Here is a 26,803-nt window from a genome sequence, read left to right as displayed (position 1 = left end):
AATAAGTCCAAAAACAAGTCTGGAGTTTTAACTCAAACATCCAACTCCTCCACAAACCGCGCGTTTTCCTGAATGTATTGGAACCGCAGTTCGGGTTTTTTGCCCATCAGGCGCTCGACCAGGTCGCCAGTCTCGCCGGGTTCGTCCTCGTCGATGGTGACACGGATCAGTTTGCGGGACGCGGGGTCCATAGTGGTCTCTTTCAGGTCCTTGGCGTCCATCTCACCCAGACCCTTGAAGCGTGAGACGTCGATCTTGCCCTTGCCGCCCAGACCTTTCTCAAGCCACTCGTCGCGCTCGGCCTCGTCCAGACAGTAGACGCGTTTCGCGCCTTGGGTCAGGCGATACAGGGGCGGGCAGGCCAGATACAGGTGGCCCGTGTCGATCATCGGGCGCATCTGGGTAAAGAAGAACGTCATTAGCAGCGCCGCGATATGCGCGCCGTCCACGTCCGCGTCGGTCATGATGATGATCTTGTCATAGCGCAGGTCATCGACATTGAACTTGGTGCCAAGACCGACACCCAGCGCCTGCGTCAGGTCGTTGATCTCGGCATTGGTGCCCAGCTTGGAACTGGCTGCGCCCAACACGTTCAGGATTTTGCCGCGCAGGGGCAGCAGGGCCTGCGTTTTGCGATTTCGGCCCATTTTTGCAGAACCGCCCGCAGAATCTCCTTCGACGATGAATAATTCTGTTCCGTCGCGTGTTGAACTAGAACAGTCCACCAACTTGCCGGGAAGACGAAGTTTTTTAGTGGCGGACTTACGTTGTGTTTCTTTCTCGGCGCGTCGGCGCAGACGTTCTTCGGACCTCAGAATGAGGAAATCGAGAATAGCACCGGCGGATTTCGTGTCCGCGGCCAGCCAGTTATCGAAATGGTCGCGGACCGAATTCTCTACCAGTCGCTGCGCCTCGACTGTCGCAAGGCGGTCTTTGGTCTGGCCCACGAATTCCGGTTCACTGATAAAGCAGGATACCAGCGCACAGCCACCGGTGATTAGGTCGTCGCGGGTGATTTGCGCGGCCTTCTTGTTGTTGATCAGCTCTCCGTACGCCTTAATCCCTTTGAGGACCGCAGCCCAGAAACCTGCCACATGGGTGCCGCCTTCGGGGGTGGGGACGGTGTTACAGTAGGACTGGATGAACCCGTCGCGCGAGGGCGTCCAGTTGATCGCCCATTCGACCTTGCCAGGGGTGCCGAACTTTTCCCGAAAGTCCACGGTGCCTGCAAAAGGTTGCTCGGCATAGGTGGACGAGCCGTTCATCGTTTCTTTCAGGTAGTCCGACAGACCGCCGGGAAAGTGGAAGCTGGCCTCGGTTGGCGTTTCGCCGTCGTCGATATGGGATTTCCAGCGAATTTCGACGCCCGAGAACAGGTAGGCCTTGGAGCGGATGGATTTGAACAGCCGCGCCGGTTTGAACTTGTGATGGCCGAAGATTTCTTCGTCTGCGTGGAAGGTCACAGTGGTGCCGCGCCGGTTGGGCGCCGCGCCGACTTTTTCGACAGGGCCCAGAGGGATCCCGCGTGAAAAGCGCTGTTCGAACAGCTGTTTGTCACGCGCCACCTGAACGACCATCGAATCCGACAGCGCGTTGACCACGGACGCACCCACACCGTGCAGACCGCCCGAGGTCTGATAGGCCTTGCCCGAGAACTTACCACCCGCGTGCAGGGTGCACAGAATGACCTCTAGCGCCGACTTGTCGGGGAATTTCGGATGCGGGTCGATCGGAATACCGCGCCCGTTGTCGCGCACGGTCAGGGCGTAATCGGCGTGCAGCTCGACCTCGATCCGGTTGGCGTGGCCCGCGACCGCTTCGTCCATCGAGTTGTCGAGGATTTCGGCCACCATATGGTGCAAAGCACGTTCATCGGTGCCGCCAATATACATGCCGGGGCGTTTGCGGACTGGTTCCAGACCTTCAAGCACCTCGATTGAGGAGGCGTCATAGGTATTGGTCGCTTCTGGCGTCAACAGATCGTCGGGCATGGGTGCTGCTCTTGTTTTTGGGTTTGGTCCCATTATGGCAGGTGATGTGGTCCGGGGGAAGGGGCGCGCGAAGTGTTGTGGTCAATTGAGACCCGAACAGGTGTCCTCCCACCCGTTTTTTTAAGGCTTCTCCGGCGAGTACATAATGTCCGTGCGCATTACATATTTTTGTCCGTCCAAAACCGGATCGCCGCGATGCATGACAGGGTGATAGAACAGCAAGGCTGCCCCCTTTTTCGGCGTAACACAGAAATCGGGAAAAGACCGGCCCGCATAAATGTCGCAGAACGATGTGCCGCCACCTTCGAATCCGTCATTCAGATAGACCATGAGGGTGTACAGGCTGCGCTCACCATTGGGGCGCTCAAAATAGCCATCCTGATGCCAGTCAAACATTTGCCCGACACCATAGCGGTAAAAACGGAGGCGTTCGTTTAGGCCAACCGCTGTTCGCTTGCCAAAGCGTTGCGGTGCAAAAGGCAACACGCTTTGCCACAAGTCGTGAGCCGTTTCGGCGTCGTCCCGGATCAGGCGGTCATTGTTTCGAATGTCCGGGCGATGGGTGGCTCCGTTCACACCGTTGATCAAAGCGGGTTCAAATCCCGAAGTTTCGATATCGTCAATCCAGCGATCACAGATATCGGCGGACAGAAAGCCCTCAAGTTCAAATACATAACCTTTCAGAAGTTCGTTCATCTGCATGGAAGCCACCTTGCATTTGACCCCGCCAAAAAGGCAGAGGGCAGCGAGTTAAAACGGGGAAATATTTCGCCAGCGAAAGGCGTCGCGGTTAGTCTGAAGTGTCAGGCAAAGATCGCGTGCGGGTCACAGAAGGAAGCTGTGGTCAGATACAAATCTATCATTGATCGAACCTCCTTCTTACTTCTGGGGATTGTGACGGACTTGAGTGATACGAGTAATTTGTCCGTATTGTCAAAGGTTTTCATGCGGATGCGGCAAGTGTATAGCCTTGCGTGCGGTTCGAGGCGCGGCCAAGTTGACGCGGAAACCATTAGCAGCAAGGCAGACATAAATGAGCTGGATCAGAACCATCCCTTTTGATGAGGCAACGGGAAAACTCAGGAAACTTTATGACCGTGTTACCGGCCCGGGCAACAATGTCGACAACATCATGATGGTGCATTCTTTGCGGCCACATTCGATGGAAGGTCACATGGCCATGTACAAGAACGTGCTGCACCATTCCGCCAACACGATCCCGAAATGGTTTCTTGAGGTTTTGGGCGTGTGGGTCAGCGCTCTGAACAAATGTAGTTATTGTGTCGAGCACCATTACAGCGGTTTGCAGCGTTTGTTGGGCGATCCGGAGCGTAGCCAGGCAATTCGCGCGGCGATTGAGGCTGGCACACCAGAGGAGGCCCCGTTGGATGCGGCTCAGATTGAGGCCATGCGTTACGCGCGCAGACTGACCGAGACCCCGGCGGAGTTGAAACGGCAAGACGTGGAAGCCCTGCGCACGGCCGGATGGGACGATGGCGAGATCCTCGAAATCAATCAGGTCTGCGCGTATTTCTCTTATGCGAACCGGACCGTTTTGGGGCTGGGGTGTTCCACAGATGGTGACATATTGGGCCTGTCGCCCAACAACTCGGATGACCCGGCGGATTGGGGGCACCGGTAACCGGATTTAGCGCGCCATCCAACCAAGGATTGCCTGCGCCACCGCTTTGGTTTGTTGGTGATGCAGCCAGTGATCAGCGTTCTGAATGTCGACGCGCGTCAGGTCCGGTGCGTAGCCTTCCAGCCCCTCAGTCGATTCTGGCAGCAACGCCTTGTCCTCACGCCCCCACAGCAACAGGTGGGGGCAGCGAACCATCAACCGTTCCTTCGGCAGCTCTGGCAGATCCGTGCGCGGTGCGCCGGGTTTCGCAACCACCAGCGGTGACGCGCGGTACCAGTTCAGCATAGTCTCCAGTCGCCCGGGCCGGGCCCATTCTGTACGATAGACCTGCATTTGCTGGTCCGTCAGCCAGTCTGTTCCCATCCCGAAACGAAAGAACTGTTCAAGCTTGGCAAAATTGTCCGCCGACAAACGCTCCTCCGCGTCTGGTGCGCGCAGGGCATTGATGTATTGCGAAGCCTCGGATTGCGCGCCCCCTGCGGCCATGGCCCGTTGGAAGGGCACTGGGTGCACGCCGTTGGCGATGATCAACCGGTCCACCAGATCCGGGCGGAACATGGCCAAACCATAGGCCACAGACGCTCCCCAATCGTGGCCAAGAACACAAACCGGACGGGCGAGCCCCTCGATCAGCGTCACCATGTCCGAGACCAGTCGCGACAGGGCATAATGGCCGACGCCCTCTGGCGCCCAGCTTTGCCCGTAACCGCGTTGATCGGGGGCGATGCAATAGAAGTGGGAAGACAGATGCGGGGCCAGGTCCTGCCACGCGCCGCCATATTCGGGAAACCCGTGAAGCATCAACAAGGGCGGAAGGTCGGGGTCCCCCCAGCTGCGCAGAAGGAACCTCTGGCCGTTAAGATCAATGAACTTGTTTTTCATAGCCGAAGCCCTGTGTTGTACCTGAAGCACACGCCCAGAAAGATGTAAAAGTTTGACACCAATCAAAGCGTGTTTTTCACCCGACTGCTAGGCGTTTTCCCGGACAGTGAGACAAGGAGAACCTAGATGGAAGTAGTGACGCAGATCGATAATGTGCAAGACCCTGCCAACCTGTCGGCGATAGCCAAAACCTCACCGACCGAGCCTAGCCCCGAGAAAATTCGTCAGGCCTTTGAAAGCGGCAAATATCCTTATGACCGCAAGATGGCGCGCAAAGCGTATGAGGCGGAAAAGGCGAAGCTGCAGGCAGAATTGCTGAAGGTGCAGCTGTGGGCGCAGGAAACCGGGCAGCGATTTGTCCTGCTGTTCGAGGGCAGGGACGCCGCAGGCAAAGGTGGAACGATCAAACGCTTTATGGAGCACCTGAACCCACGCCAAGCGCGTGTCGTTGCCCTGAACAAGCCCACTTGGGAAGAGAAGGGGCAGTGGTACTATCAGCGTTATGTTCAGGAATTGCCCACTGTGGGTGAAATGGTTTTCTACGACCGATCCTGGTACAACCGCGCCGGGGTTGAACGGGTGATGGGTTTCTGTTCGCCCAACGAATATCTCGAGTTCATGCGTCAAACGCCCGAGCTGGAGCGGATGCTGGTGCGCTCGGGCATCCAACTTTACAAATACTGGTTCTCGGTCACGCAACCCGAACAGCAACGCCGGTTCAAAAGCCGCGAAACCGATCCTCTGAAACAGTGGAAACTGTCACCGATCGACAAAGCGAGCCTTGATAAATGGGACGATTATACCGAGGCCAAAGAGGCGATGTTCTTCTATACCGATACCGCCGACGCCCCGTGGACCATCGTGAAATCGAACGACAAAAAGCGCGCGCGCCTGAACTGCATGCGCCACTTTCTGTCCACGCTGGAGTATCCGGACAAGAACCATGAAATCGTCGACAGCCCTGATCCTTTGATCGTCGGGCAGGCACATCACGTGATCCAGCATTCGGAACATATTCTGGGCAATTCACTGCATCCTGAAACGGTGTGACAAGAGTCCTCTCAGGTAACATTAGAACCTGAGGATGTAGTCTCAAGGTGAAATTTCGTCGTTCGCCTCTTGTCCCGGCCTCGGGCCGGGCATAAGGCTGTTCGGATGAGTAAGGTGATGACATATGGTGGCCACTTCCGGGCCATTTCTGTGCTGGGCCTGCCGCTGATCGGCGGGCACTTGGCCCAATTTGCTATTGGGCTGACGGATACGGTCATGCTGGGTTGGTATGGTGTCGAGGCACTGGCCGCCGTGACCTTGGCCAGCAGTTATTTCTTTGTGCTGTTCCTGTTTGGGGCCGGATTCGGTTTGGCCGTCATGCCAATGGTGGCGACGGCTGCGGCTGAAGAAGACGAAACAAGTATTCGCCGTACAACGCGTATGGGGTTGTGGTTGTCGCTTATCTACGCGGCCGTCATGATGCCAATGCTCTGGTGGTCGTACCCTATTTTCCTTGCGTTGAAGCAGGACCCGCAAGTCGCTGAAACTGCGTCCCAGTACCTCAGGGTTGCTGGGTGGGGCCTAATTCCGGCGCTTTTGGTGATGGTGCTGAAATCCTATCTGGCCGCGTTGGAGCGGACCCAGATCGTTTTGTGGATCACCGTGGCCGCTGCAGTGGTCAACGCGATCACCAACTATGCCCTGATCTTCGGGAATTGGGGAGCCCCTGAGCTGGGTGTGATGGGCGCAGCCATCGCGTCGGTTGTCACTCAGGTCGTATCGTTGGTCTGCGTGGTGATCTACGCCATGCGCGTTTTGCCCGAACATAGCCTGTTCCAAAGGTTCTGGCGTCCGGACTGGGAGATGTTTCTGAGCGTTCTCCGCCTGGGCGTCCCGATTGGCCTGACGACCCTGTCCGAGGTCAGCCTGTTCGCAATGTCAGCGATCATGATGGGCTGGCTGGGTCAGGTTCCGCTGGCGGCACATGGCATTGCACTGAATTTGGCATCCGCGACGTTCATGGTGCATCTGGGGCTGTCAAACGCTGCGACGATCCGGGCCGGGAATGCGTTGGGCCGGAAAGATAGGCCACATCTGGAACGCGGCGCGATTGCGGTGACGGGGATGTCTTTGGTGATCTCGGTCCTGACTGTCATCCTGTTCCTAGCCTATGCCGAGCCTTTGATTTCCCTGTTCATGGAACCGGATGACCCGCAGCGTCCGGAAATCCTGATGATCGGTACAGGCCTGCTGGCCATGGCGGCTTTGTTCCAATTGGTGGACGGGGCACAGGTCATTGCGCTTGGCCTCCTGCGTGGTTTGCAGGACGCAAAGGTCCCGATGGTCATGGCCGCGCTCAGCTATTGGGGCGTGGGGATTACGTCCTCGTACTACTTTGGCTTCGTGTTGGGCATGGACGGAATCGGAGTCTGGCTGGGCCTTGTTCTGGGTCTGGCCTGCGCAGCGGTTATGCTGATGGCGCGGTTCTGGATGCGCTCGGTCCGCGAGGTCGGTGTACCCGCCGAGTAAAATTCGGCGGGTCAGTCTTTGCCGAAGCGGTCTGCCTTTTTTCGCACAAGGACAGAGCGTAGGTCATGCATGGCCAGCAGCAACCGGTCGGTTACGTCCTCAAGCTGCTCTGGTGTCGCCTTGGATTGCGCCCATTGCGTGGTGAGGTTCAGATAATCGACAGCCCGATGAATGTCGTCGATATCGCGCTGGGCAAGCAACGTTTTTCGCGCCTCCATCCAACGGGCAATCTCGGCCTTGTCGGCGTCGGACAACGTGCGTTGGCCTTGCGGTTTCACCTCGCCATTGCGGATGTTGATGACCGCGATCTGATCCATCTCGATCCGGCGCTGGCGGTTTTCAGTGTCGATCCTGAAAACCGCCGCACCATTCTCGCGAACGCGGAAATAATATTCGGGCAGTTCCGACGTCATTTGCGCTTACTCAAGTCAATGATGCGCAAAAGCGCTGGATGCGGGTGCAGGCTTCGGTCAGCGCCTCGTCGGAGGTCGCATAGCTGACCCGAAAGTTTGGCGACAGGCCAAAGGCCGCACCGAACACGACGGCCACGTCCACCTCTTCCAGCAATGCGGTCGCAAAAGCCTCATCCGAGTCGATCACAGTGCCTGCGGGGGTGGTTTTGCCAATTAGCCCGGCAATGGATGGATAGACGTAGAACGCCCCCTCGGGCGTCGGGCAGCTGATGCCGTCGATTTCGTTCAGCATGCGAACAACCAGATCACGGCGGCGTTTGAACGTTTCGTTGTTGGGGGCCAGGAAGGACTGAGTGCCGTTCAGTGCTTCAACCGCCGCCCATTGGCTGACCGAGCAGGGGTTCGAAGTTGATTGCGATTGGATCTTGCGCATGGCGGCGATGACCTCGACCGGTCCTGCCGCGTAACCTATGCGCCACCCAGTCATGGCGTAGGCCTTGGAGACACCGTTGCAGGTCAGCGTCCGGTCATACAAGCGGGGTTCAATTTCCGCCGGTGTGCAGAATTCGAACCCGTCATACGCCAGATGTTCATACATGTCGTCGGACATGACCCAAACATGCGGATGACGCATCAGAACATCGGTCAGTTCTTTCAGCTCTTCACGGCTGTAGCCTGCACCAGTGGGGTTCGACGGTGAGTTGAAGATAAGCCATTTGGTTTTTGGTGTGATCGCGGCCTCAAGCTGATCTGCAGTCAGTTTGAAATTGGTCTGGATCGACGTTTCCGCAATGACCGGAGTGCCCCCCGCCAACAGCACCATGTCAGGATAGGAAACCCAATACGGCGCTGGGATCACAACCTCATCACCCTCGTTCATCGTGGCCATCAGCGCATTGTACAAGGTTTGCTTGCCGCCGGTGCCGACTGAAATTTGTGCTGGCGTATAGTCCAACCCATGGTCACGCTTCATCTTGGCGCAGGCAGCTTGTTTCAATTCTGGGATGCCGTCAGGCGCAGTATATTTGGTCTTCCCGGCTGCGATGGCCGCTACTGCTGCGTCCTTGATGTTCTGCGGAGTGTCGAAATCGGGCTCGCCCGCGCTTAGGCCGATGACATCGCGCCCGGCAGCTTTCAACTCGGCCGCTTTAGCGGTTATCGCAATGGTGGGCGATGGCTTCACGCGTGACAGTGTCGCAGAAAGGAAACTCATGGTCGGCCTCGATTTGTATGTTCAGCTTGACTGTCATAGGGTGCGCTCGAATGACGATCAAGCGATATGAATAATGGAATTGGAGAGCCCGATGAACGACGAGAATGACTGGTACGGACCGGACTCTGCGACATTCGGGGACAGGCTGGCAGGGGCACGCGAAGCGGCTGGTATGACCCAGGCCCAGATGGCCCGCCGGCTTGGCGTAAAAAAGACAACAATTGCAGCCTGGGAAAATGATCTGTCCGAGCCACGCGCGAACCGTCTTTCCATGATGGCAGGCATGGTCAACGTGTCGATCATGTGGCTGCTGACCGGCGAAGGCGAAGGAATGGATGCCCCCGTCGAAGCGGAAGAAGGCGCACCCGAGCTTGCGGATGTCGTGGCTGAGCTGCGTTCCATTCGCGGTGAAATGCGCGCCAGCGCCGAGCGGGCCGCGAAGCTGGAGAAAAGGGTGCGTCTGATGCTGGAGCAGGGTCGGTGAACGAACCACAGGACGTTCGTATAAAGCGGCTGAAGATGCGATCCATGCGGCGTGGGATCAAGGAAATGGATCTGATCCTGTCGGCCTATGCTGACCGAAATCTGACGGCCATGGAGCCGTCGGATCTGGATAATTATGATGCGTTGCTGCACGAAAACGACCAGGATCTTTATCAGTGGGTCACAGGGCAGGTGCAGCCGCCCGAAACCTATTCCGAATTGATATCGGACATCGCGCAGACCTTTCAAAAATAAAAGAAAATCCGGCTTAACCGATTTTTCGGGATTTCCATTCATCCTGCCTGAAACAGCGCGACTGAATCGGAGGATCGGATGAGTATGGAAATGCAGGTCTCCGCGCCGGGAACCAAAGGGTTCATGACCAGCTATCTTGAGGCACTTGCCTTGGTGGAACGGCTGCACCGGTTGCTATTGGACGTCATCAAGGATGAGTTTGAGCGTGTTGGCGTATTGGAGATCAACGCCGTACAGGCCTTGCTTTTGTTCAATATCGGCGACCATGAAGTCACCGCGGGTGAACTGAAAAGTCGTGGGTATTATCAGGGCAGCAACGTCAGCTACAACCTGAAGAAACTGGTCGAAATGGGGTACATGCACCATCAAAGATGCGAGATCGACCGCCGTTCCGTAAGGGTTCGATTGACCCCACGCGGTCGTGAAATACGCGATGTCGTATCCGAGCTGTTTTCGCGCCACGCTGAGGGGCTGCAAAATCACGGCGTGTTGGGGCTGGAAGGCATCGACGACATCACCACATCCCTGCGTCGGGTCGAGCGGTATTGGACGGACCAAATCCGGTACATCTATTGATCATGGGCGCAGGGAATCTGTGGCGTCGGACAGGGTTAGCCCCTCCAGCTCGCGTATCAGTTTTCGGGTCATCGCGTCCTCATAGGCCTCAAAGCCCAAAGCGACTTCGACGAAGGCTCCGGGCCCCAGTATTACCCATGTGTTGTAATAGGCGGAAAGCTCACCGACCTGGACATAGCGTTTGTCGCCATGACTGGGATCGTCTGCTCCGATCACGAGCCCGTTGATCGTGATGCCGGTGTTTTCCAGTTCGGCCTTCACGCTGCGTGGATGAGGGCCCAGATTGTGCTTGCCGTCCCCTGACAGATCCAATGTGCGTTTCCAGCAATTCGGTTGTTGTGACAGTAGATTAGCGCCGAACCGCATTGCCGACCCAACAGCCGTGCCCTGTGGTGCGTTACCCCGCGCGACGGTCTTCAATTGGTCGCTGATCCGCGCAAGATCTTGTGCAGTTCGGATCTCAGTCCAGGTTACCAACATGCGTTGATGGCGGGTCTCGCTCCATTCGTAGATTGCCAATCGTACAGGCGCGCCGATGTCGGACAGGATCAGTTGAACAACTTCAGGGCGTTGCAAGGCCGCAGCCAGACCGCCGGTTTGCATCCTATACTCGGCGCTGTCGACCGAACCGGACACGTCCAGCCCCAACGCCAGTGCTTGCCTGCATTCCGACGCGGCGGCGCTGGCGAACATGACAAATATCGCGGCCAGGAGGCGGATCATTGATGTGCACCCTCCTGCAAAGCACCGATCTGCAACCCTTTCAATTCTCGTTCCAGCTTGCGACGCATCGCGCGCTCAAAATCTTCGAACCCTTGCGCGATTTCCAGAAACGCACCGGGGCCGTGCAGAACGTTGTTCTCGAAGAACGGGATGAGGAACAATTCTCCTTCAAAGTCCGCAGCGTTGATCACCAACCCGTTGACCACGACGTTTTGAAAAGGAAAGTGCCGGTATGCCGAGTCCGGCCCATAGCCGTCATTGTTTGAGCCATCGCCGGACAAATCGATGGTGTTAAAAAGGCAGGGTGGCGCTTGCTGCATCAAAGTCGCGCCAAATGCCAAGGCATAACCCATTGCCGTGGCCGAGGCGCTGTCCGAGCGAACAGATTGCTGCACCGTTGAGGCGGCAACCAGCAGGTCGGCTTCGGTGTTGATCATGGTCCAGTTCAGAATAACGCGTTGGGTGGTGCGGCCGCTCCACTCATACACGGCCAGCGCGACCGGTGCGGGCGAGGAAAAAAACGCCTCTACCACTTCTGGCGCGATCAATGCAGCGGCCAGGCCCTGCCGCTGCAAAACGTCTTCATTCTCATCCACCGAGGTCGAAATATCCATGGCGAGCGCCAGGGCAAGGCGACAGGTCTCGGCCCGAACGGGGCTGGCCAGAACGGCCAGTCCCAATGCTATCAGCCAGCGGATCACCAGTGACCGGCACTTTCCATGCTGGCCCAGGGCTCGGCCGGTTCCAGCGCGTCACCATTTTGCAGCAGCTCGACCGAGATATTGTCGGGTGAGCGCACAAACGCCATGCGCCCGTCACGCGGTGGGCGATTGATCACAATGCCGTTGTCCTGCAGGTGCTGGCAAACCTCATAAATGTTGTCGACCCCATAAGCGAGGTGCCCGAAATGTCGGCTGTCGCTGGGCAAAGTGTCATCCCCATCCCAATTGTGGGTCAGCTCGATCGGCCGATCCTCTTGTCCCGGAGGGGCCATGAAGATCAGCGAAAACCGGCCCGCTTCGCTGTCATAACGGCGGGTTTCCTTCAGGCCCAGCAGTTCATAGAACGCCATCGACTTCTCCAGATCCTTCACGCGGACCATGGTGTGAAGATATGTCAGCCCCATTGTGGCTTCCTTTCTATTCAGGTGATGCGCTGCAGCTTAACGCGCGGACCAAGCGTGTCGAGGGGCAGGGTGGACACAATTTGGAAATTGCGACGCTTGGTGCACATGTCGCGGTTCCTGTCTGTGAATTGCCGATATATAGTGGTGAGCGACTCATTGCTGGAAAGGAACTTTCATGCCGCTGTCCTCTGACCAACTGGCCGAGATCGAAGCGCAACGGGCGCAATCGCATCCAACACGCCGCGTTGTGGCTGAGGGGATGGAAGACCACCTCTATACCGCGCATCAAGTACTGGACCACGGATTTGTGCGCGTCATTGACTACATGGGGGATGACGCAGCAATTTGTCAGGCGGCACGCGTATCTTACGGCAAAGGCACCAAATCGGTGCAGAATGACGAGGGGCTGATCCGCTATCTGATGCGGCACTGGCACTCGACCCCGTTCGAGATGTGCGAAATCAAGCTGCACGTCAAATTGCCGGTCTTTGTAGCCCGTCAGTGGATTCGTCACCGCACCGCGAACGTGAACGAATACTCGGCCCGCTATTCGATTCTGGACCGCGAGTTCTATATCCCCGCGCCGGACCACGTGGCCGCGCAGTCTGAAGTGAACAATCAGGGCCGGGGAGACGCTCTGCAAGGGGAAGAGGCGGCCCGCGTTCTTGAGATGCTCAAGGCCGATAGCGCGCGGTGCTACGACAATTATGAAGCGATGATCAACCAGGATGGTCAGCAGGGGCTGGCGCGAGAACTGGCGCGCATGAACCTGCCTGCGAATATCTACACGCAGTGGTACTGGAAGGTGGATCTGCACAACCTGTTCCATTTCCTGCGCTTGCGGGCCGATCCACATGCTCAGTACGAAATCCGCGTTTACGCCGACATGATGTGCAAGATCGTCGCCGACTGGGTGCCCTTCGCGTATAAAGCGTTCGAAGATTACCGTTTGGGCGCGGTCAACCTTTCGGCGCAGATGGTTGATAGCCTGCGTCGCATGTTGGCCGGCGAAGCCGTGACGCAGGAAAACTCGGGCATGACAACACGGGAATGGCGCGAGTTCGAGGCAGTCATTCGCGAGGGTTAAAACCGACAAGATTCTTTCTTTTGATGTCATGATGCCATTTCGAGCGGCTCATGACATCAGTCATCAGTGTGATGTTGTGAACGCTCGGAAATCGTGGTTTTCGGCGAAAACGAAAACACTCATGCCGATTCCAAACCGACGCAAGGTTAAGGTTTCAAACCCTTGAGAATGGACAACGGCCGGAAATTGGCCGTTGGCCTGCTTTTAGTACCCGCAGATGACGGGGTGTTTTATAACGGCTTCAAATCAGAGGCCATTTGGCGGCCGTCGCGTCCGTCTTCCAACTCATACGAGACTTTCTGATTGTCAGCGAGTCCGGTCAGACCGGACCGTTCTACGGCCGAGATATGAACAAAAACGTCCTTGCCACCTTCGTCAGGGGCAATAAACCCATAGCCTTTCGTGGTATTAAACCATTTCACGGTGCCAGTTGGCATTTCCCGTGTCTCCTTCTACTTACACGTTGTCCCACAAATTGGTGGGGGCAGTGGTTGACGTAACCACAACACATCACCGCTTCGCCCACACGACGCGGCCCGAATTGTGTGTTTCGTCTTTTTCAACATTGCACGGTGAAGTAAAAAATCAAGAATTACTGGAAGCAGCAGGCAAAAATGCCCAAAATTCATACTAGTACAGGAACGGTCCCAAAATGCGTCTATATGGCCTGAAAAATTGCGATACGTGCCGTAAGGCATTGAAAGAAATCGAAAATATAGAATTTGTAGACATTCGGACGCAAGGTGTTCCCGATTCTGTCCTGACAGAGGCGTTTGATACGTTGGGCGAAGCTTTGCTCAATACCCGGTCAACAACTTGGCGTGGATTGGACGCGGAACAACGCACGCGACCACCTTTGGAGCTACTGAAGGAACACCCGACTTTGATGAAGCGCCCCTTGATTGAAGATGACGGTACGTTGTTGTTGGGCTGGACCGCAAAAACCAAGGCAAGTCTTGGCGTTGCCTGATTGGGCGCTTATGTGTCTGACGTAATTATGAGGGTTTAAATGCGCAACGCATCAATGATTTTGGGCGTCATTGCCGGTTTGATCGGAATGATTGTTGGCTTTTTTGGCTATGGCTATATCGAATTCATAGACCATTACGGTGAGATCGAAGGCCTTGCTGAACAAGTGGACAACGCACAGTTCATCCAGACTGCTTCCATTATTGCACCTTTGCTGGCCATCGCGGGGGGCGCAATGGCCCATGCGCGGGCTCTGATTGGTGGAATATTGCTGCTGATCTCAGCCGTCGGGATGTATTTCGCGTTTGGTTTCAACGTCTTTACGATGTTCCCGGTGGCCTTTGCCGCCGTGGCGGGCATCCTTGGGCTGGCCGCGGGAAAGCCGGACGAGCCCAAGGCACATTTCTAGTTCACTTAATGCGCAGGATTCGGTCGGCCGAGAGCGGACCTGCGCCATTAATGACGATGACGAGGAACAGGAAAGTCCACATCATGCGTTGGTCTATCAATGAGATCGCATTGTCGAACAGGCTGCCAAGTTTCACGCCGTGCCCGGTAACGTCAGTGGCGGTCTGAACCCAGATAAAACCGATCATGCCCAATGCTGCCAGGCGTGTAAGCAGGCCAACCAGCAGCAGCGCGGGCAGAACGAACTCTGCAACGGTACCCAGGAAAATCACGATACGCTGGACAATGGTCAGCTGAGAAATATCGTACAAGGCGGCTTCAGCCGCTTTTGGAAAGATCTGACCAAACGCGCCTGCAGACGGCGAGAATATCGAACCGTCGATTTTTGTCATTGCTGAATTCCAGAAATAGAACAGCAGAACCGCGATGAACACGACCCGCGCCAGGGTCGGTGTCAACCAGCCAGAGGTCAATTCCAACCTTCCCAGGGTATTGTTGTGCAATGAGATCAGGGCAGTCATGTTGCCAGCCTTTCGATAGTCACAGAGGTTATTGCGCCGCCCTGCAAAAGCAGCGCCAGAGTGGCCCCAAGGTCAAATTCGGGGAATTCGGCAGAGGTTTGTTCAAATGCCTCGCCAATGGTAAGTCCGGCCTGAACGTGCGCGATCCAGTCCGCTCCGCCTTTGGGCAGAAAATGCGGGGCCGGGTCGAATTCGGGCCGGGTGATAAGGATATCTTCGGACCCGGGGGCAGGTTTTGGTGCACCGTCTTCTGAATTGAAGCGCCAGATCGAAAACAGCGGCCAATCTGACCGAAGAACCTTCATGGATGGCGCAAATTCCAGCTTCGCCAGAACGATCTCTTCCGGTGGGATGGCCAGCGCATCAGGCGGTGCCGGTTGGCTGTCAGCAGAGTGGTAGGACCGGCGCAGCGCCAGTTCCAGACGCGCGACGTCGGCAAGGTAGCCAAGGTGCGACAGCTGCTCCATCCCGGCAAGGAACTCCGGAAAATCCTCACCGTAAAACATCATCAGCGGTGAAGACGGGGGGTGTTTGCGCAGGAAAAGCCCGGCAAGCCCATCCATGTTCTGCGCGCCTAACAGCCGTGCGATCACGGGAAAGGCTTGATGCATCGCTTCGGTCAGCGAAACAGCCACGTTGTTGCGGTAAACGCTGAACCGTCGCCCGGCAGGGCGTTCTGCGGCATCCCACAAACCGTCCGGAACGGCCGCCGACGGGTCAAGCAGGGCTGCGCGGAACGTGGTTTGCGAAACGCTCATGCTGGGATGCGGTCCAGTGCCGCCTGCGCCCGATCTGCTTCAGCCCGAAGAACGGACCAGTCGGGTACGTCCGTATCCCATTCAATCAGTACGGGTTTCGGACCGGAACGGTCCAACGCGTAGTCCAGCAAAGTCCACACGGGATCAACGACTTCGCGACCGTGGCTGTCGATCAGCAAGGGACGACCATGGTCGTCTTCATCTTCGTCATGACCGCCTAGGTGTATCTCGTGGACGTTGCCCAGCGGGTAGGCGTCGATGTAGCCCTGCGGCGAGAAGTCCAGGTTGGTGGCCGACACGAAGACATTGTTCACGTCCAGTAAAAGACCACATCCAGTCCGACGTGCGATTTCCCGCAGGAAGTCAGGCTCGGACCATGTACTTTCTTCAAAAGCCAAATAGCTGGACGGGTTTTCCAGTAGCATTTGCCGCCCCACGGTTTCCTGAACCTGGTCTATATGTGCGCAGATTTGCTCCAGCGTTTCGTCCGTGTAGGGCAGGGGCAGTAGATCGTTCAGGAAATGACTGTCATGGGTCGACCAGGCCAGATGCTCGGAAAAGCTGGCCGGATTCAGCCACCCCACCAAGTGTTTCAGGCGCGCCAGGTGATCGGGGTCCAAGGGGCCTTCTCCACCGATCGAGAGGCCGACGCCGTGTACGGAAATGGGGAATTTTTCAGAGAGGTGGCGCAATTGAGCCAGCGGCCTGCCGCCATCACCCATGTAGTTTTCGGCATGGATCTCAAGCCAGCTGACCGGATGCGCATGGTCCAGAATCTGGTCGTAATGCTGGGGTTTATACCCGACGCCCGGTGCCGCGGGCAGCCTGTTCGATCGAAGTGAACTATCCAGCATGTGCAAATCCTCCGGTCACGAAAAGAGGCGGGCGATAGGGCCCGCCCCTCCGATTCTCAGATGCTTGGGCTTATGCCGGCAGGTCGCGCTCCAGCGGTTCCAGCGAACCTTCTCGCGCTGCACCATCTGCCGACTTGGGCAGTTCGATATCGGCGCAGGTTCCAGCGTCGACCAGAGTCCAGGCATTGCCCTGATAGTCAACGGTCGAGGTGCCCGCGCAGGTGGTGCCGGGGCCAGCGGCACAGTCGTTCTGACCGGCCAGCGAAACGCCATAGCATTTCTCTTTGGCTTGTGCGGAGGCGGTTGTGGCGACGCCGGATACGGCTGCTGCAACTGCGCTTGCGATAACCAGGGTTTTTGCTGTGTTCGACATCTCGGTAATCCCTTTTGATGACTGCGTATGTCTTCTTGTGACAATGACAAAGGTAGTAGCTAAATCGGAGCAGGTGAATTCACGAGCCCGTGTCTCACAACCCCGTCAAAGAGCGTAATGCCCTCTTGAAGGTTAACAAACTGTTTTTGAAATGAAAAATGGAAAATGTTTCAATCCGACCCCGAAATTGGGGTCGGATTTCGGGCAATTTGTCGCCGAATGTTACAGAAGATCAGGCGGCGTCGCGGCCAATGACAGCTCTTTTGTTACAGCCTCAAGAGATTGAACTTGTGTCTGTTTTTCGCCAAGGCGGCGCACACTTACGGTACGCTCTTCAACTTCGCGGTGCCCGACCGCCAGAATGATCGGCACCTTGCCGACCGAGTGCTCACGAACCTTGTAGTTGATCTTTTCGTTGCGAATATCCGCCTCGGCCCGCACGCCAGCGGCCTTGAGCGTTTCGACAACTTCCAAAACATAGTCATCCGCCTCGGACGTGATCGAGGCGACAACCACCTGACGCGGTGCCAGCCAGAACGGCAGCTTACCAGCGTGTTCCTCGATCAGGATACCGATGAAGCGTTCGAACGAGCCCAGGGTTGCCCGGTGCAGCATGAACGGACGATGCTTTGCGCCATCGGCTCCGATAAAGTTGGCATCCAAACGTTCGGGCAAGTTGGGATCAACTTGCAGGGTGCCGCACTGCCATGTCCGACCGATCGCGTCAGTCAGAGTGAATTCCAGCTTGGGGCCATAGAACGCGCCTTCGCCTTCCAGAACCTCATACTCATAGCCCGCTGCCTTACAGGCATCACCCAGCGCCTTTTCGACCAGATCCCAGCTTTCATCCGATCCGATCCGCTTTTCCGGGCGAGTCGACAGTTTGATGGTCCAGTCATGAAACCCTAAGTCGGCATAGACCTTGGACAGGAACGCGATAAACTTGGCGGTCTCAGATTCGATCTGTTCCTCGGCGCAGAAGATATGGCCATCGTCCTGCGTGAAACCGCGGACCCGCATGATCCCATGCAAAGCGCCCGAGGGTTCGTACCGGGCGCATGATCCAAACTCCGCCATACGCAGGGGCAGGTCGCGATAGGACTTCAGGCCCTGATTGAACACTTGCACGTGGCACGGGCAATTCATCGGTTTCAGCGCATTGATCGCCTTTTCGCGGGCGTGTTCTTCGTCGACTTCGACGATGAACATGTTTTCCTGGTACTTGTCCCAATGGCCAGACGCTTCCCACAGTTTGCGGTCTACGACCTGCGGCGTGTTCACCTCGACATAACCATCGCGTTCCTGCATCCGGCGCATATAGTCCTGCAGGGTGGTGTAGATTTTCCAGCCGTTCGGGTGCCAGAAGATCTGGCCCGGCGCTTCTTCCTGCATGTGGAACAGGTTCATCTCGCGGCCCAGCTTGCGGTGGTCACGCTTGGCAGCCTCTTCCAGCATATGCAGGTGCGCTTTGAGCTTTTCCTTACCGGTGAAGGCCACGCCGTAAATGCGCTGCAGCATCGCGCGGTCGCTATCACCGCGCCAATATGCGCCAGCAATGCTCATCAGCTTGAAGGCGTCGCCCGGCAACTGGCCGGTGTGCTGCAAATGCGGGCCGCGGCACAGATCCTGCCAGTGACCATGCCAGTACATGCGAAGCGGTTCGTTACCCGGGATGGCCTCGATCAGCTCGACTTTGTAAGGCTCGTTATTGGCCTTGTAGAATTCGATTGCGCGCTGACGGTCCCAGATTTCGGTGGTGACGGGATCGCGCTTGTTGATGATCTCCTTCATCTTTTTCTCGATGAGGCCGAGATCTTCGGGCGTGAACGGTTCTTCCCGGTCGAAATCATAGTACCAGCCGTTGTCGATAACGGGGCCGATGGTGACCTTGGTTGCGGGCCAGATTTCCTGCACCGCGCGCGCCATCACATGTGCCAGATCGTGACGGATCAGCTCGTTGGCTTGTTCCTCATCCTTCATGGTGTGGATGGCGATCTGTGCGTCCGCTTCGATGGGCCACTGCAGGTCCCAGTGTTGGCCGTTCACGGTGGCCGAGATGGCCTTTTTGGCCAATGAGTTCGAGATATCAGCAGCGACCTGAGCTGGCGTTACGCCTGCGTCATAGGATCGTGCATTGCCATCGGGAAAAGTAAGGGAGACTGACTGTGAGTCCAGGGCCATATCGGCTCTCCTCGTCGGTTTGGCGCCCACTGAACGCCCGGTTGCGGGTTATGTTTGTTCGATCCATTTGGCAGGTGCAGCATGACCTGTCAAGCGCGGAACTGTACCCGACCTGACGCTGCGAGAGGTCGAAATTCGACAATTGCGGCCCGGAGACAGCCGTGCATGATGATCGGCAAAGAGAAAGAGGGCGACATGGCAGCGACGGATTTTCTGAACACCGCGCAGGGGCGGCGGTTGGCGTATCACAAGAGTGAGGGCACGGGGCCGACCATTGTGTTTCTCGGCGGGCTCAAGTCCGACATGGAAGGTACCAAGGCCGTCCATCTTGAGGCCTGGGCCAAGGCGCGTGGTCAGGCGTTCCTGCGGTTCGACTATTCCGGCCACGGCGAAAGTTCTGGCAAGTTCGAAGGCGGCTGCATCAGTGACTGGCATGAGGATACCTTGGCTGCCGTGGAGGAACTGACTGTGGGGCCGCTGCTTGTTGTCGGATCGTCGATGGGCGGCTGGCAGGCGCTTTTGCTGGCAAAAGCGATACCGGACCGGATTGCGGGCATGGTTACAATCGCCGCGGCCCCGGACTTTACCGAGGACGGGTATTGGGCATCATTCACTGACACGCAAAAACAGGTGTTGGAGACTGAAGGCTATGTCGAGTTACCCTCGGACTATATGGAGCCCTACATCATCACAAAGCGTATGATCGAGGATGGAAGACAACAGCTGGTTTTGCGGGATGGAATGAACCTTCCTTTTCCGGTTCGTTTTCTGCAGGGGACTGCAGATACGGCGGTTTCCCGTGCAACCGCAATGCGTCTATTGGACCACGCCACGGGACCTGACATGCGCCTGCTTTTGGTCAAGGACGCTGACCACAGGTTCTCGGACGGGGCATGCCTTGAGATCATCGAAAACGCCGTGCTTGAAGTGATGGGCGTGCAATGATCCGGGTGTTCGGCAAAGTCATCGGTCGCGTTCTTTTTGTGCTGATTGCAGCCGGAGCATTGATCTATTGGTTCGGTCCGCGCGAAGAGGTGAACCTGAACCCGACGTTCGAGCCACGCAAGTTTGGTGAGGGGGTGCAGGTATATTTCGAAAGTGTTGAGTCCACTTTCAATGACATCACACCCGGTGTCGAGAAACGGGTTGTCTGGCAAGACGGGTTCAAGGAGCAGCGCACCCCGGTTTCCATATTGTATTTGCATGGGTTTTCCGCCTCGTTGGAGGAAATTCGCCCTGTCCCGGACATGGTCGCCGATGCGCTGGGGGCCAATCTGGTCTACACCCGCTTGCAGGGTCATGGGCGCGGCGGGGAGGCGATGGCCGAAGGCACCGCCTCGGGCTGGATGCAGGATATGGCCGAAGGGTTGGCCGCCGCTCGTGCAGTGGGCGATCAGGTCGTCGTGATTTCAACCTCGACCGGAGGAACATTGGCTGCAGCAGCGGCTTTGGACGACGCGCTGATGAAAAACGTTGCAGGGCTGGTCTTTGTCTCTCCGAATTTCGGTGTGAACACGCCCGGCGCCTGGATACCGGGCCTTCCATGGGCGCGGAGCTGGTTGCCATTGATCATGGGGGAAGAGCGGGACGTCTCTGGCCCGGATCCCGAGAAGAACAAGTACTGGTCGTCGGTTTATCCGTGGGAGGCAGTTGTGCCTATGACCGCCTTGGTTGAGACTGTTTATGCCATGGACTTCTCGCAGGCGCGTGTCCCGGCGTTGTTTTGGTTCTCGGACGATGATCAGGTTGTGCGCCCGGACCTGACCCACAAGGTGGCCGAAGCTTGGGGCGGACCTGCTAGTGTTCAGACGGTTACGATGGGGCCGGGCGATGACCCATCGTCCCATGTCATTGCCGGACGTTTGATGTCTCCGGGACAGACCGATGCCGCCGTCGCTGGAATTCTGGCATGGTTGAAAGAGCAAGGGATCGAATGATGGAACAGCGCGTCAGCCTAATCACTGTCGGGGTGGAAGACCCTGAAACCGCCGCTGCATTCTATGAAAAGATCGGCTGGAAACGTGTCGACAGCCCGGACGGTGTGATTGCCTTTGATCTGATCGGGCAGACGCTGGGGCTGTATCCTCTGCCGGCACTTGCCGATGAGATTGGTGTTGACGTGGGCACCTTGGGCCGTGGGGCGCTGACGCTTAGCTATAACTGCCGGTCAAAGGAAGATGTCGCGCTGGTTTTAAGCAAGGTTCAAGCCGCTGGTGCCGAGGTTCTTAAACCGGCCTCGGATGTGTTCTGGGGCGGGCATCACGGTTATTTCCGCGCACCCGAGGGGACGATATGGGAGGTCGCTTTCAACCCGTTCTCACCTCTGGCGCCTGATGGGGCGTTTCGTTGGAACGGGTACGGGTGATGCGTAAGCCGGGTAGCATGTGGAGCCTTGAAAACCTTGGCCGCGTGCGCCTGTCCCGGCATTTTTTCATGCGTGATTTCTTGTATTCCGAGATTGGAAATTTCCATGAAAAACAAAATCTTCCCGACAATCCTGATCTTGCCATCGAAACCGGCCGAGCCTTTTGCCAGACGTTGCTGGACCCTTTAGAAGAGACGTTCGGACGCGTGGCAGTCCGTTCCGGTTACCGATCGCCGTCGTTGAATCAATTTGGCAATGAAAACCGGCTGAACTGCGCCCGAAACGATAATCCACTGGAGTGCCATATCTGGGATTGGGGCACCGGCGATGATCGGATTGCCGGGGCGTCGATTGTCATTCCGTGGTTCGCGGATCGTTACGCGGAAGGCCGGGATTGGCGCGATCTGGCGTGGTGGATGCACGATCATCTGGAATATTCCGAGATTTGGTTTTTCCCAAAACTCTGTGCTTTCAATCTGGTGTGGCGGCCAATTCCCCTAAGGCGTATCGACAGCTACATCGCCCCGCGCGGGAGCCTGTTGCGTGCGGGCGAAAATCCGGGCGAAGACCTGAAGACTCGTCAAAAGCGCTATGCGGATTTCCCCACGTTTCGCGGTATTGCCTATCCGTGAAGTTTAACTTGCTCAGGCCGAAAAAAACTCTCATCCTGTTAAAAAACAAAGCCACTCAAGAAGCTGAGACGAAGGAGGCCGCGATTGATCGAGCCGCTGGTTCTATTGCCCGGATTGATGTGCGATTCTAGGGTATTCGCCCCTCAGATCGCGCACTTTTCCCGTCAGCGTGCGGTCACGGTTGCGCCGGTTTCGCTGGGCGAGCGGATTGAAGAGATCGCCTCGGGCCTTTTGGATCAACTGCCACACCGCTTTGCGCTTTCGGGGTTTAGTATGGGTGGTGTGGTGGCTCTTGAACTTATTCGTCGCGCACCCGATCGGATTTCGCGCCTGTGCCTTATGGCCACCGATGCGCAGTCCGACACGCCGCAGATCGCGGCGACACGAGAAGAGTATATGGTTGGTGCCAAGGCCGGGCGGCTTGAAGAGGTTATGCGAAAGATCCTTGGGTCAGATACGTTGGCCCCTGGGCCAAGGCGCGTTCCCATTCTGAGTGACGTGACTGCCATGGCATTGGATCAGGGGGCAGATGTGTTCGAACGCCAGATGCGCGCTTTGCAGCGGCGTCCGGATCAGCAAGGTGTGCTGCGAATGATCAAGGTTCCCACGCTGGTCTTGTGTGGGGCGCATGACCTGCTGACACCAGTAAGAAAGCACGCATTTATGGCAGATCTGATCCCAAATTCGGAACTAAATGTGGTTGAGGACGCGGGGCATTTGCCAACGCTCGAAGCGCCTCAGGTTGTCAATGAAGCACTTGAGAACTGGTTAAACATGCCTGCGCGAACCACTTATGGGTAAAGGGCTGCACGGTCGGATTTGCTGAGGATCACAGGCTCGACAACCGGGTCGAAGGTACCTGGGTCGAAGAAGGGTGTGTTCTTCCAACTGCCTGACATCCGCGATTTCGCGACGCGGATCGCCAGCCCGTAAACGGCCGACCCAATCTTTTCATGGGTCTGTTTGCCGTGGCCTTTGGGAATAAACCCGCGCGTGGTGATCGGCCCCAAACCACTTGGGTCGGGGATACGTTTAACGATAAAACCTGCGAATGGGAACTTCGGCGTTGTTGGTGTGGTCGCCAGTGGCGCATTGCAGCAACTGGCATACCAGCGCATCATCCCTTTGGGGCTCAGTTGCATCAGCGCGAGATGCTCGGCACCGCCGTCGAAAAGGATCTCTTCCGGAAGCATCTGCAGGATTTCAACAGGACCGGGGGCAGGATCGGGTTGCCCAAAATACAACTGAGCCGCGCGGCAATCGTGACAGTAGCACACGACATGTGTGCCGTGTTTCACGCCTGCGGCGCTGATCCGTCCATGTAGGGAACCGCAAGAGCAGGAAAATGGGATGTCTTTCGCCACTTTCCCGCTCATGATTTTTAAGCCACTTTGTTTTTGTTTGCGGCGCGACGCTTTGGTTTGCGCGTATTTGCATTCATGAAGTCAATCACAAGCGGCCGGATGTTATCCCGCCAGCTGCGGCCTGCAAAAATGCCATAGTGACCCGCGCCGGGTTCGACGTGGCTTGCCTTTTTTGCATCCGGCAAACCGGTGCAGAGTTCAAGCGCGGCAATACACTGGCCGGGCGCCGAGATATCATCATTTGCGCCTTCAACCGTTTTGACCGCAACATCGGTGATTTTCCCGATATCGACCTTGTGGCCTGCGACAACGAACTCATTGCGGGCGATCTCGCGGTCTTTGAACACGCGCTCGACCGTGGAAAGGTAAAACTCGGCGGGCATGTCCATGACCGCCAGGTATTCATCGTAAAAGCGGTTATGCGCATCGTGATCGGACGCTTCGCCTCGCATCACGCGCTGGATCTGATCGGTGAACGCTTTGGAGTGGCGATCTCCGTTCATCGACATGAAAGACGCCAATTGCAGCAAGCCTGGGTATACCATGCGGCCGACGCCTTTGTATTTGAAGCCGACGCGCTGGATCATGGTTTCTTCCAGCTGTCCCATGGTCACACGACGGCCGAAATCGGTTACGTCGGTCGGGGTTGCATCAGGGTCAACCGGACCACCGATCAGGGTCAATGTGTTGGGCTGGGCCTTGGGCTCGACCTCGGCCAGATAAGCGGTTGCGGCAAGCGTCAGAGGAGCGGGCTGGCAAACGGCAACAACATGAGTGTCCGAGCCCAGTTCCTTCATAAAATCGACAAGATACAGCGTGTAATCCTCGACATCGAACTTGCCTTCGGAAACGGGAATATCACGCGCATTATGCCAATCGGTTACGTAAACCTCGCAATTGACCAGCAGGCTCTTGACTGTCGAGCGCAACAAAGTCGCGTAGTGCCCCGACATAGGTGCAACCAACAGTACCTTACGGGGTTGTTCTTCCCGTCCGTTGACGCGAATATGTATCAGGTCGCCAAATGGGCGCTCCATTACGGGAACAATATCAACAAGGTGGTCTTTGCCATCCTCACACGTGAACGTTCGAATACCCCAGTCCGGCTTTGCGATCATGCGCTGAAACGTGCGCTCGGTCACTTCGCCCCATGCGGCCATCATGCTGAACGCTGGGTTGGGGATCATGGAGAACAGTGGGTAAGACGCCATAGCACTGGCTGTTGCCCCCATCCATTGGTTCGTGTTGCGCATGGTTTCCATAAGGTCGTAGGTCATCATGTAGCGCATATAGGGGGCCTCCTGGCTGCCGGTGTGAGTGTCGGACCATTCGTCGCTTTGCTCCCCAAGCCCACGACGATTATTCTGCGTAGCAGCGAGGTTAAGGGGGAATTGTTAAAATGACAACAAGTGAACACCAGACACCGGAGCTATCCCCGGAACACCTTGAGAGGCTTAAAGAAAATATGGACAAGGTGGAGGAGCTTTCGAAGCGGCTTGTTGATGCGATGTCGGGAAAGAAGGGTCATAACCCTGCTTTGGACGGTCCGAATCAAGAGCTTTATGCAAAGGCAGCATCGGCGTATTGGGCTGAAGCGATGCAAAATCCTGCGCGGCTTATGGAGCAGCAGATCGAGTTCTGGGGTCAGTCTGTTATGAACTTTGCCGAGGCGCAGCAGGCGCTGGTGGGCAGCGAGGCAGAAGAGGCCGCATCCGGACCCCGGGACAAGCGGTTTTCCAACCCCTTGTGGGAGACCAACCCGTATTTTAAATTCATCCGTCAGCAGTATCAGACAAATGCCGAAGCGATTTCGCAGGCGGTTGCCTCGGTCGAGGATCTGGAATTGAAGGACAAGCAACGGCTGGCGTTCTTCTCGCAGCAGATCATCGACATGATGTCTCCGACTAACTTTCTGGCGACCAACCCGGATGCGCTGGAAAAGGCGGTTGAGACGGAAGGTCAGTCACTGATCCAGGGTCTGGAAAACCTGGTGGCCGATCTCGAGGCCAATGATGGCGAGATGGTTGTGAAGCTGGCCGATGACAGCGCCTTTGAGGTGGGCGGCAATATCGCGACGACGCCCGGGGATGTGGTCTATCGCAACCGGTTGATGGAGCTGATCCAATACAAACCGGCGACCGAGACGGTGCATGAAACGCCGCTGGTGCTGTTCCCGCCGTGGATCAACAAGTTCTACATTCTGGATCTTAAGGCGCAGAATAGCCTGATCAAATGGGTGACCGAGCAGGGTTATACCCTGTTTGTGGTCAGCTGGGTGAACGCCGATGAATCCCATGCCGATATCGGCATGGAGGATTATATCCAGGACGGATTCCTGACCGCGATCGAAGAGGTCAAATCGATCTGCAAGGTCAAACAGGTCAACGCTGTCGGTTACTGCATCGCGGGCACCACGCTCAGCCTGACGCTGTCGCTGCTCAAGCAACGCGGCGACAAGTCGATTAAGTCGGCCACGTTCTTCACGGCCCTGACCGACTTTGGAGACCAGGGAGAGTTCACGCCCTTCCTGCAGAACGACTTTGTGGACGGGATCGAGGATCAGATCTCGGATGACGGTGTACTAAAAGCGTGGATCATCGGGCGCACGATGTCATTTCTGCGCTCCAAGGACCTGATTTATGGGCCTGCGATCCGCAGCTATATGATGGGCGAAACGCCGCCCGCGTTTGATCTGCTGTTCTGGAACGGGGACGGGGCCAATCTGCCGGGCCGCATGGCGGTGCAGTACTTGCGCGGCCTGTGTCAGCGCAATGACTTCGTCACCGACGGGTTCGAGTTGCTGGGGCATAAGCTGCACGTGCACGACGTAGACGTGCCTCTGATGGCGATCACCTGCGAGACCGATCACATCGCGGCGTGGAAGGCGTGTTATCGCGGTGTGCAGCAGATGGGGTCGCGGTCGAAGACCTTCATCGTCTCGGAGTCGGGGCATATTGCGGGCATCGTGAACCCGCCCAGCAAAAAGAAATACGGTCACTATACCAACACCGACCTGAAGGCAGATCCGGAGACCTGGTTGAAAGAGGCCACGTATCACGAAGGCTCCTGGTGGCCCCGGTGGGAGGCTTGGTTAAAGAAGCGGTCGGGTAAACAGGTGCCCGCGCGTGCGACTGGCGATTCGGCCCATCCTGTCCTGGCCCCGGCGCCTGGGACCTATGTGCGGGTCAAGGCAACTATTTGATTTCAATGCGCCTTGCAGAATTATGCCGCAATGCAGCAAAAAAAATCTTGCAATGCTGCATTGCGGCATCCATATTGTCCTCAAGCTGATGAAAACCGGGGTGGGCTCGGTTCGGCAAAAGGATTTTAGACATGGCAAAGACGCAAGACTTCACCGCGACCCTGAAAGACGTTATGGGCGCGTTCCCTGTTGACACCACCGCTCTGGAAGGTGCTTTCAAATCGACCGCGACGCTGAACGAAAAGCTGTCGGGTGTTGCGCTGGA

General features: G+C 56.8%; 31 protein-coding genes and 1 pseudogene. 16 read left to right on the top strand and 16 right to left on the bottom strand.

Going from position 1 to position 26,803, the window contains the following annotated elements:
* Positions 1–32: 32 nt before the first annotated feature.
* Together parE and AC2FIB_RS10495 are read right to left on the bottom strand one after the other, a co-directional pair.
* Positions 33–1,991, bottom strand: coding sequence for a DNA topoisomerase IV subunit B (gene parE, locus AC2FIB_RS10500; RefSeq protein ID WP_496723650.1), 1,959 nt, complete (start codon positions 1,989–1,991; stop codon positions 33–35).
* Positions 1,992–2,111: 120 nt separating this feature from the next.
* Complete coding sequence (locus AC2FIB_RS10495) at positions 2,112–2,693, bottom strand: 2OG-Fe(II) oxygenase (protein WP_496736333.1); 582 nt, start codon at positions 2,691–2,693, stop codon at positions 2,112–2,114.
* 331 nt (positions 2,694–3,024) lie between these two features.
* Here AC2FIB_RS10495 and AC2FIB_RS10490 point away from each other — a divergent pair, with 331 nt between their 5' ends.
* Positions 3,025–3,633, top strand: coding sequence for a carboxymuconolactone decarboxylase family protein (locus tag AC2FIB_RS10490; protein WP_496736335.1), 609 nt, complete (start codon positions 3,025–3,027; stop codon positions 3,631–3,633).
* Positions 3,634–3,639: 6 nt separating this feature from the next.
* Here AC2FIB_RS10490 and AC2FIB_RS10485 read toward each other — a convergent pair whose 3' ends face one another.
* Entirely contained in the window at positions 3,640–4,515 is an 876-nt protein-coding gene (locus AC2FIB_RS10485) for an alpha/beta fold hydrolase (RefSeq protein WP_496736336.1), read from the bottom strand.
* Between the two features lie 126 nt (positions 4,516–4,641).
* Between AC2FIB_RS10485 and ppk2 the strand changes: the two genes are divergently transcribed.
* Positions 4,642–5,565 carry a polyphosphate kinase 2 gene (ppk2, locus tag AC2FIB_RS10480; protein ID WP_496736338.1) on the top strand — a complete coding sequence of 308 codons (924 nt, stop codon included), beginning with the start codon at positions 4,642–4,644 and terminating at the stop codon, positions 5,563–5,565.
* Positions 5,566–5,670: 105 nt separating this feature from the next.
* On the top strand, positions 5,671–7,035 hold the full coding sequence (locus AC2FIB_RS10475) for an MATE family efflux transporter (RefSeq protein ID WP_282169240.1): 1,365 nt from the start codon (positions 5,671–5,673) through the stop codon (positions 7,033–7,035).
* An 11-nt stretch (positions 7,036–7,046) separates the two neighbouring features.
* On the opposite strand, the gene AC2FIB_RS10470 is transcribed toward AC2FIB_RS10475, so the two are convergent.
* Both AC2FIB_RS10470 and AC2FIB_RS10465 read right to left on the bottom strand, forming a co-directional pair.
* Positions 7,047–7,448, bottom strand: coding sequence for a hypothetical protein (locus AC2FIB_RS10470; RefSeq protein ID WP_282119881.1), 402 nt, complete (start codon positions 7,446–7,448; stop codon positions 7,047–7,049).
* 10 nt (positions 7,449–7,458) lie between these two features.
* Entirely contained in the window at positions 7,459–8,661 is a 1,203-nt protein-coding gene (locus tag AC2FIB_RS10465; protein WP_496842008.1) for a pyridoxal phosphate-dependent aminotransferase, read from the bottom strand.
* A 91-nt stretch (positions 8,662–8,752) separates the two neighbouring features.
* On the opposite strand from AC2FIB_RS10465, the gene AC2FIB_RS10460 reads away from it, so the two are divergent.
* From AC2FIB_RS10460 to AC2FIB_RS10450, 3 genes are all read left to right on the top strand, one after another.
* Positions 8,753–9,145: a helix-turn-helix domain-containing protein gene (locus AC2FIB_RS10460; protein WP_058274142.1), complete on the top strand. Its 393-nt coding sequence runs from the start codon at positions 8,753–8,755 to the stop codon at positions 9,143–9,145.
* 35 nt (positions 9,146–9,180) lie between these two features.
* Positions 9,181–9,399: a succinate dehydrogenase assembly factor 2 gene (locus AC2FIB_RS10455; protein ID WP_108860430.1), complete on the top strand. Its 219-nt coding sequence runs from the start codon at positions 9,181–9,183 to the stop codon at positions 9,397–9,399.
* A 78-nt stretch (positions 9,400–9,477) separates the two neighbouring features.
* Positions 9,478–9,975, top strand: a complete 498-nt coding sequence (locus AC2FIB_RS10450; RefSeq protein WP_496842007.1) for a MarR family winged helix-turn-helix transcriptional regulator — start codon at positions 9,478–9,480, stop codon at positions 9,973–9,975.
* Here the strand turns inward: AC2FIB_RS10450 and AC2FIB_RS10445 are convergent, their stop codons facing one another.
* From AC2FIB_RS10445 to AC2FIB_RS10435, 3 genes are read right to left on the bottom strand one after another with little or no spacing between them, the layout of a single operon-like run.
* Positions 9,976–10,698 carry a DUF1194 domain-containing protein gene (locus AC2FIB_RS10445; RefSeq protein ID WP_496736344.1) on the bottom strand — a complete coding sequence of 241 codons (723 nt, stop codon included), beginning with the start codon at positions 10,696–10,698 and terminating at the stop codon, positions 9,976–9,978.
* The gene (locus AC2FIB_RS10440) at positions 10,695–11,399 is read right to left on the bottom strand and encodes a DUF1194 domain-containing protein (RefSeq protein ID WP_496736346.1); all 705 of its coding nucleotides are present in this window, start codon (positions 11,397–11,399) and stop codon (positions 10,695–10,697) included. The genes AC2FIB_RS10445 and AC2FIB_RS10440 overlap by 4 nt, the downstream gene beginning before the upstream one ends.
* Positions 11,396–11,824 carry a VOC family protein gene (locus AC2FIB_RS10435; protein WP_282169246.1) on the bottom strand — a complete coding sequence of 143 codons (429 nt, stop codon included), beginning with the start codon at positions 11,822–11,824 and terminating at the stop codon, positions 11,396–11,398. Before AC2FIB_RS10435 ends, AC2FIB_RS10440 begins: the two co-directional genes overlap by 4 nt.
* Before the next feature lie 175 nt (positions 11,825–11,999).
* Here AC2FIB_RS10435 and thyX point away from each other — a divergent pair, with 175 nt between their 5' ends.
* Entirely contained in the window at positions 12,000–12,911 is a 912-nt protein-coding gene (gene thyX / locus AC2FIB_RS10430) for an FAD-dependent thymidylate synthase (protein ID WP_496736348.1), read from the top strand.
* Positions 12,912–13,141: 230 nt separating this feature from the next.
* Here the strand turns inward: thyX and AC2FIB_RS10425 are convergent, their stop codons facing one another.
* On the bottom strand, positions 13,142–13,348 hold the full coding sequence (locus tag AC2FIB_RS10425) for a cold-shock protein (RefSeq protein WP_010439113.1): 207 nt from the start codon (positions 13,346–13,348) through the stop codon (positions 13,142–13,144).
* A 215-nt stretch (positions 13,349–13,563) separates the two neighbouring features.
* Between AC2FIB_RS10425 and AC2FIB_RS10420 the strand changes: the two genes are divergently transcribed.
* Complete coding sequence (locus AC2FIB_RS10420; protein ID WP_496842006.1) at positions 13,564–13,881, top strand: ArsC/Spx/MgsR family protein; 318 nt, start codon at positions 13,564–13,566, stop codon at positions 13,879–13,881.
* Between the two features lie 39 nt (positions 13,882–13,920).
* Positions 13,921–14,289, top strand: coding sequence for a hypothetical protein (locus AC2FIB_RS10415; protein ID WP_496723624.1), 369 nt, complete (start codon positions 13,921–13,923; stop codon positions 14,287–14,289).
* Position 14,290: 1 nt separating this feature from the next.
* On the opposite strand, the gene AC2FIB_RS10410 is transcribed toward AC2FIB_RS10415, so the two are convergent.
* The 5 genes from AC2FIB_RS10410 to thrS all read right to left on the bottom strand — a co-directional run bounded on the left by AC2FIB_RS10410 (position 14,291) and on the right by thrS (position 18,975).
* Positions 14,291–14,809, bottom strand: coding sequence for a DoxX family membrane protein (locus AC2FIB_RS10410; RefSeq protein ID WP_282169248.1), 519 nt, complete (start codon positions 14,807–14,809; stop codon positions 14,291–14,293).
* Positions 14,806–15,567 (bottom strand): HvfC/BufC family peptide modification chaperone, encoded by a 762-nt coding sequence (locus AC2FIB_RS10405; RefSeq protein WP_496736352.1) that lies wholly within the window; start codon positions 15,565–15,567, stop codon positions 14,806–14,808. Before AC2FIB_RS10405 ends, AC2FIB_RS10410 begins: the two co-directional genes overlap by 4 nt.
* Positions 15,564–16,421: an MNIO family bufferin maturase gene (bufB, locus tag AC2FIB_RS10400; protein WP_496736353.1), complete on the bottom strand. Its 858-nt coding sequence runs from the start codon at positions 16,419–16,421 to the stop codon at positions 15,564–15,566. The genes AC2FIB_RS10405 and bufB overlap by 4 nt, the downstream gene beginning before the upstream one ends.
* 70 nt (positions 16,422–16,491) lie before the next feature.
* On the bottom strand, positions 16,492–16,794 hold the full coding sequence (locus AC2FIB_RS10395) for a BufA1 family periplasmic bufferin-type metallophore (RefSeq protein WP_058275886.1): 303 nt from the start codon (positions 16,792–16,794) through the stop codon (positions 16,492–16,494).
* Positions 16,795–17,016: 222 nt separating this feature from the next.
* Positions 17,017–18,975, bottom strand: a complete 1,959-nt coding sequence (gene thrS / locus AC2FIB_RS10390) for a threonine--tRNA ligase (RefSeq protein WP_496736355.1) — start codon at positions 18,973–18,975, stop codon at positions 17,017–17,019.
* A gap of 195 nt (positions 18,976–19,170) precedes the next feature.
* On the opposite strand from thrS, the gene AC2FIB_RS10385 reads away from it, so the two are divergent.
* From AC2FIB_RS10385 to AC2FIB_RS10365, 5 genes are all read left to right on the top strand, one after another.
* A complete protein-coding gene (locus tag AC2FIB_RS10385; protein WP_496736368.1) occupies positions 19,171–19,920 on the top strand; it encodes an alpha/beta fold hydrolase in 750 nt (249 codons plus the stop codon).
* On the top strand, positions 19,917–20,912 hold the full coding sequence (locus AC2FIB_RS10380; protein WP_496736357.1) for an alpha/beta hydrolase: 996 nt from the start codon (positions 19,917–19,919) through the stop codon (positions 20,910–20,912). The genes AC2FIB_RS10385 and AC2FIB_RS10380 overlap by 4 nt, the downstream gene beginning before the upstream one ends.
* Positions 20,912–21,340 (top strand): VOC family protein, encoded by a 429-nt coding sequence (locus tag AC2FIB_RS10375; protein ID WP_282120052.1) that lies wholly within the window; start codon positions 20,912–20,914, stop codon positions 21,338–21,340. The genes AC2FIB_RS10380 and AC2FIB_RS10375 overlap by 1 nt, the downstream gene beginning before the upstream one ends.
* A 17-nt stretch (positions 21,341–21,357) precedes the next feature.
* Positions 21,358–21,972: a hypothetical protein gene (locus AC2FIB_RS10370; protein WP_496736369.1), complete on the top strand. Its 615-nt coding sequence runs from the start codon at positions 21,358–21,360 to the stop codon at positions 21,970–21,972.
* Between the two features lie 84 nt (positions 21,973–22,056).
* Positions 22,057–22,773 (top strand): alpha/beta fold hydrolase, encoded by a 717-nt coding sequence (locus AC2FIB_RS10365; RefSeq protein WP_496736358.1) that lies wholly within the window; start codon positions 22,057–22,059, stop codon positions 22,771–22,773.
* Here AC2FIB_RS10365 and AC2FIB_RS10360 read toward each other — a convergent pair.
* Both AC2FIB_RS10360 and phaZ read right to left on the bottom strand, forming a co-directional pair.
* Positions 22,764–23,348 (bottom strand): DUF6151 family protein, encoded by a 585-nt coding sequence (locus AC2FIB_RS10360; RefSeq protein WP_496736360.1) that lies wholly within the window; start codon positions 23,346–23,348, stop codon positions 22,764–22,766. The genes AC2FIB_RS10365 and AC2FIB_RS10360 overlap by 10 nt on opposite strands.
* Positions 23,349–23,353: 5 nt before the next feature.
* Positions 23,354–24,625 (bottom strand): polyhydroxyalkanoate depolymerase, encoded by a 1,272-nt coding sequence (gene phaZ, locus AC2FIB_RS10355; RefSeq protein WP_496736362.1) that lies wholly within the window; start codon positions 24,623–24,625, stop codon positions 23,354–23,356.
* 110 nt (positions 24,626–24,735) lie between these two features.
* On the opposite strand from phaZ, the gene AC2FIB_RS10350 reads away from it, so the two are divergent.
* Positions 24,736–26,538 carry a PHA/PHB synthase family protein gene (locus tag AC2FIB_RS10350; RefSeq protein ID WP_496736364.1) on the top strand — a complete coding sequence of 601 codons (1,803 nt, stop codon included), beginning with the start codon at positions 24,736–24,738 and terminating at the stop codon, positions 26,536–26,538.
* A 131-nt stretch (positions 26,539–26,669) separates the two neighbouring features.
* Positions 26,670–26,803: pseudogene (locus AC2FIB_RS10345) on the top strand (Phasin); the annotation flags it as partial.

This window comes from Ruegeria sp. YTSA072, from assembly GCF_059610285.1.
This window is presented reverse-complemented; position numbering and strand designations above follow the sequence as displayed.